This is a genomic window from Caballeronia sordidicola (genome assembly GCF_002220365.1).
Lineage (GTDB): Bacteria > Pseudomonadota > Gammaproteobacteria > Burkholderiales > Burkholderiaceae > Caballeronia > Caballeronia sordidicola_C.
Genome location: NZ_MTHB01000007.1, coordinates 1 through 4557, shown reverse-complemented (window position 1 = coordinate 4557; position 4557 = coordinate 1). Strand labels below are relative to the sequence as shown.

The window sequence follows — 4557 nt, the reverse complement described above, 5'->3', positions numbered from 1 at the left end:
TCGTGTCCTTGCCGCGCAGCTGCGTGTCCCAGCGCTTGTGCGAGATGACTCTTGCCAGTCCCACAGGGGCCGGCAATCAGAACTGCTACTTTCTCGTCGATGAATCGGCCTGTGGCGAGGTCGTGGATGGCGGCTCGATTCAAACCGGGTAGCCGATCGAAGTCGAATCCTTCGAGTGTCTTCTGGCTACGGAAGTTGGCGCGTCGCATGCGCAAGCTGAGTTTCTTGTTATCGCGCCGGGCTACTTCATCATGGATGAGCAGCGACAGGAATTCGGTGAAGGCGAGCTGGCGATCGATGGCCTCGCGATTTCGCGCTTCCAGCGAATCGAGGATGCCGGACAAGCGCAGTTGTTTGAGCAGCGGCGTTAGTTCAGGAATGGGATGCATGGCGCGCCTTTATTGGAGAATGGTTTGAGTGTTGCGGCAGAAGCGGCCACCTTCGGTATAGGTGCTCGCCAGCGCATCAAAGGCGTTTAACAGCGTCAGTTGATCCAATCCCTTTTGCAGGATGGTTTTAACCGCTGTGTAGTGCGGCGTGCCGTAATGGTTTGCGCGCGAGCAAGCTGCTTCGAGTCGAATCGCGCCGTATTTCTGTTTAAGCCGCAACACACCCTGCACCGAGCGCATCTTGATTAAGACTTTGTCGCCGAAGAGCGCATGAACCAGGGCGTAGCAGGCAGGCCCGATCTGCTCAGCAGTTGCCAGACACCACTGGGTATCCTGCAGTTGCCACGCTTGAGCAGCGGATGGCAGATGATCGTCTACAGTGCGGCGGCCGCCCGGACGGGTAAGACGCACGTGGGCCGCAACTGATTCCTGCCCGCGATAGAGTGTCACCATGGTGTCGGTTGCCTTAAGCCATAACTCTTGGCCGACTAGTCGATACGGGACCGAGTAAAAACTCTGCTCGAACTGAACATGAGCGTCACGGTGCACCTTCCCCTTAGCCCAAACTGCAAGCTCAGGCGGGACGTCTGGCAAGCTGATTAGCAGGGTTCGCTCGACTTCGGCGAAGCGTTTGAGCGGCATCTCGCGGGTGGTTCCGTGAATGCGGTGGCCGGCCTCGTTCATTACCCAAGCTTGTATCTGGCGGTTGGCGTCAGCAAGACCACGGAACTCGCGCAAGGGCAAGAAGCCTCGCTTTACAAATTTGACGCCGGATTCCACGATTCCCCTTTTTTGCGGATCTCTTGGCGGGCATGCATCGATCTTGAAACCGTATCCTTCTGCGCACTCGCCATACGCGCGTTGTACTTCGGGCTCGTAATAACACGCCCGGGTGATCGCACATTTGCAATTGTCGATGATGACCCGGGCTGGCACGCCCCCAAATGCTTCAAAGGCGCGCCGATGACATCCCAACCAAGTTGCTACCGTTTGGTCTCGGACAAACTCGACATATTGGTGGCGCGACCACGCCAGGGTCATGACGAAGAACCAAGTCTTGTGGATCTCACCGGTAAGCGCGTCGGTCATCATCGGCCCGGCGCCGAAATCAACTTGCGCGGCTTCGGCGGGCTTGAACTCCAGGCGTAGCGGCACGTCGGGAGTGTGCGACGCGTCTATATGCAGAAGGAAACGATAGACCGAGGAATAGCTGCCGCTGTATCCGTGGTTGCGAACGAGCGTGGCGTGGATCGTCGTGCATTGAACCCCGGTTGCTCGCCATTTGGTGATCTGCTCGCGCCACGGTTCCAAGGTTGAGACGCAACTTGATGGTAGCGGCGCCTCTTTGCGATCCAGGAAAGTGGCCATTACGTGTTCATCGGGCAAAGCCGCTTCACGCACCAACCATCCGTTTTTGGCGGCAATCTCCCGCACCTGCGCAATCTTCTTGCGCCCCATGGTCTTCGATCGCGCGATATCCCGGTCAGAGTCGCCTCGGCGCATGCGCACCAGGATCTGTCGGTATTGGTACATCTCGAACTATATGAACGCCTCCCGTTTTGCGACGGTTTTCGTGTGTTCAGACTACGACAGGATGGGTTGCAGCTCTATATCCGGGCTTGTTGCAGCCTTGTACGCTGCGGCCCACTATGAAATCCGCTCACTCGCACCTCATTCCTCCGACGAGCTCGAGGCTCTGTTCGAGATCCAGGTTTAGCGAGTACCGGTCCGACCTGTTTTGTCATCACATACGATTGCCAGCGCAACCTTTCGACGTGTTTTCATCCTTCAAACGTTGACTCTGTAGACGCTGTTGCCGGTCAACCCGGCTTCACGCTCACGTGTTTTTTGTTGTATTGCTTTTCATGCGCAAGGATTGCCCAGATCGTGCGCGCCATCTTGTTTGCCTGAGCCACGACCGTTACATTCAATGGACGCCGCTTCCGCATCTGCTCAAGCCACGGTCCGGGATCCTTCGTAAGAAAGAGCACACTACGCGCGCCATGAATCAGCAACGTGCGCAGATAGATGTCGCCACGCCTGCTGATCCCAAGAAGTTGAATTTTGCCTCCCGATCCGGTTTGAGCAGGTACAAGCCCGAGCCAAGATGCAAATTCACGGCCTGACTTGAATGCCTTCGCATTTCCCATGGTTGCGACCGCTGCCGTTGCCGTCAGCAGTCCAACACCCGGTATCGCCGCAATTGCCCTACATGCCTCGTCCTCTTTCATCCACGCCTGCAGGCGCCGCTCAATTACAACGATCTGTTTATCAATCGCCGTCAGCCCGGTCCACTGTTCGCGCAGCGTGTCAATCAGGATCGCCGGCAGACGATCGACTAGGCGCTCAAGCACCCCAGGTACCGCCTTGTCGAGTGCAGCCCGCCCCTTGGCCATTACCTCGCCGTATTCAGTCAGCAGTCCTCGCAAACTGTTGATTTGCATTGTGCGAAATTTCACGAGTTGCTGACGCATCCGGTGTAATGCGAGCACCGCCTGTTGCGTTTCCGTTTTCACCGCGACCGACTTTCCGGGCTGCTGAACGGCCATCCAGATTGCCCGCGCGTCCGCTGCGTCATTCTTGTTACCCATCACAAACGCCTTTACGAACTTCGCCGGCATGAGCTTCACTTCATGACCCATTGCCATGAGCTTACGAGCCCAATGTTGCGAACCACCACAGGCTTCCATGCCGATTAGGCACGGTGCCCGGTTCGCAAATTGCTCCAAAAACACCGCTCGTTTTATCGGCTTATTGATAATCTCCCCGGTTTCAGCGTCAATGTAATGAAGCTGAATGACGTTTTTCGCGATGTCCACACCTACCGTCGTCAGTGGCATTTTGGAGCCTCCGGTTTGTTGGGTAAGCCTCTATAGTCTTCCAATTTGGCCATTGATGCAGTCGGCCTGTAAGGCTCTGTGTTTCGCTGGCATCCCACGATCATGGGTGGGAGGCGTTCATATCATTCCTCCGATTGGCCACGGCCACTCCCGGCAAAAGGCCGGCAGTCTAGCCGATCAATGAAAGTTCGAACCCTCGTTGCTCGTCTCCTGGGTGGCGCCATTACGCCGAAAACGACTGGCGCCTTTACGCCGGAAACGCCGTGGCTCCATTACGCCGGAAATCCGGTGGCGCCATTACGCCGAAAACGAAATGGCGCCTATATGCCGGAAATTCACACACTCAGCGCGAGTTGTTCGGCTTCGTCGAACACGCGGTCCTTGAGCTTCTCGCTGCTTGGAGCGAAACGCTTGAGTTGCGCCAGACGGAAGAGCTCCTCAAGCACCTCAATACGCTCTGCCAGTTGGCGGTTCTGCGCTTCGAGTGCGCGGATATAGGCCTGAACTTCAGGCGTTAGATGGTTCAGATCGTTGGCGTCCATTGCCGTACGATATCCAAGTGTGCCGCCTCGTGGGTTTACGTATTTTTAGAATTCGCCTCAGCGAACCTCACGCGCGGGCATCGCCCGATGCGCAATCGTCGTCTGCCAGTTCAGCCCATCGAGTAGCCAGCGCAGCTCGCGCGCCGTGATTTCCAGTGCCGCCGTATCTCCTGCGTCACGCGGCCAGCGAAATCGACCTTCCTCAAGGCGACGATAATGAAGCCAGAAACCGTTCGTCTGCCAGTGAAGAATTTTAAGTTTGTCGCCGCCGCGACTGCAAAAGACAAACCAGTGAGGACTCACCGGGTCAAGTTCGAGCGTCTCGGCCACCATCAACGACAGGCCGTTAATCGAGCGGCGCATGTCAGTGGCGCCGGGCGCCAGATAGACCCGGCCTTGCGGGCTATCCCACATCGCAGCACCGCCAGAAGACGCGGCAACCAGTCCAGATGTGTGCGCGAACCCAACCGAACCACAAAGCCGGTGGGCGTTTGGATTTCCAGCGGCGCGTGCCGCGCTTCAGACGCGTCGGTGCAATTCTCATCGTCCAACCGCATCTCGCGATCAACGCCTGGGTTCATCGGCACGGCAATCAAGTTCGTCTTGGCCTGCGAGCCGCTCACTTCGAGCATGCGACGGCGGCTCCTGTAAAATCCAGACTGATTCACCCCTTCCGCTTTGCACCATGCCAGCACGCTCAGACCAGAGTTCTTCTGGTCCTCAAATCGCTTGGCCCACACCTGTCTGCGCTCATCGTATCGATTTGCCATCTGCCGACTCCTTCAT

Annotated in this window: 5 protein-coding genes and 1 pseudogene; all 6 read right to left on the bottom strand. The window is 57.1% G+C overall.

Features of this window, described 5'->3' with window-relative positions; translation table 11 throughout:
- Positions 1-389, bottom strand: a 389-nt coding sequence (locus BSU04_RS00295; protein WP_179258148.1) for an ATP-binding protein, incomplete at its 3' end; no start/stop codon positions are given.
- Positions 390-398: 9 nt separating this feature from the next.
- Positions 399-1922, bottom strand: a complete 1524-nt coding sequence (gene istA, locus BSU04_RS00290; protein WP_086380517.1) for an IS21 family transposase — start codon at positions 1920-1922, stop codon at positions 399-401.
- A gap of 287 nt (positions 1923-2209) precedes the next feature.
- Positions 2210-3229: an IS110 family transposase gene (locus BSU04_RS00285; protein ID WP_089158727.1), complete on the bottom strand. Its 1020-nt coding sequence runs from the start codon at positions 3227-3229 to the stop codon at positions 2210-2212.
- Positions 3230-3576: 347 nt separating this feature from the next.
- Positions 3577-3771 (bottom strand): annotated as a pseudogene (locus BSU04_RS00280) (IS66 family transposase); the annotation flags it as partial.
- A gap of 57 nt (positions 3772-3828) precedes the next feature.
- On the bottom strand, positions 3829-4185 hold the full coding sequence (gene tnpB / locus BSU04_RS00275) for an IS66 family insertion sequence element accessory protein TnpB (protein ID WP_089158726.1): 357 nt from the start codon (positions 4183-4185) through the stop codon (positions 3829-3831).
- Positions 4104-4541 (bottom strand): IS66 family insertion sequence element accessory protein TnpA, encoded by a 438-nt coding sequence (gene tnpA, locus BSU04_RS49105; protein ID WP_441299944.1) that lies wholly within the window; start codon positions 4539-4541, stop codon positions 4104-4106. The genes tnpB and tnpA overlap by 82 nt, the downstream gene beginning before the upstream one ends.
- Positions 4542-4557 lie beyond the last annotated feature (16 nt).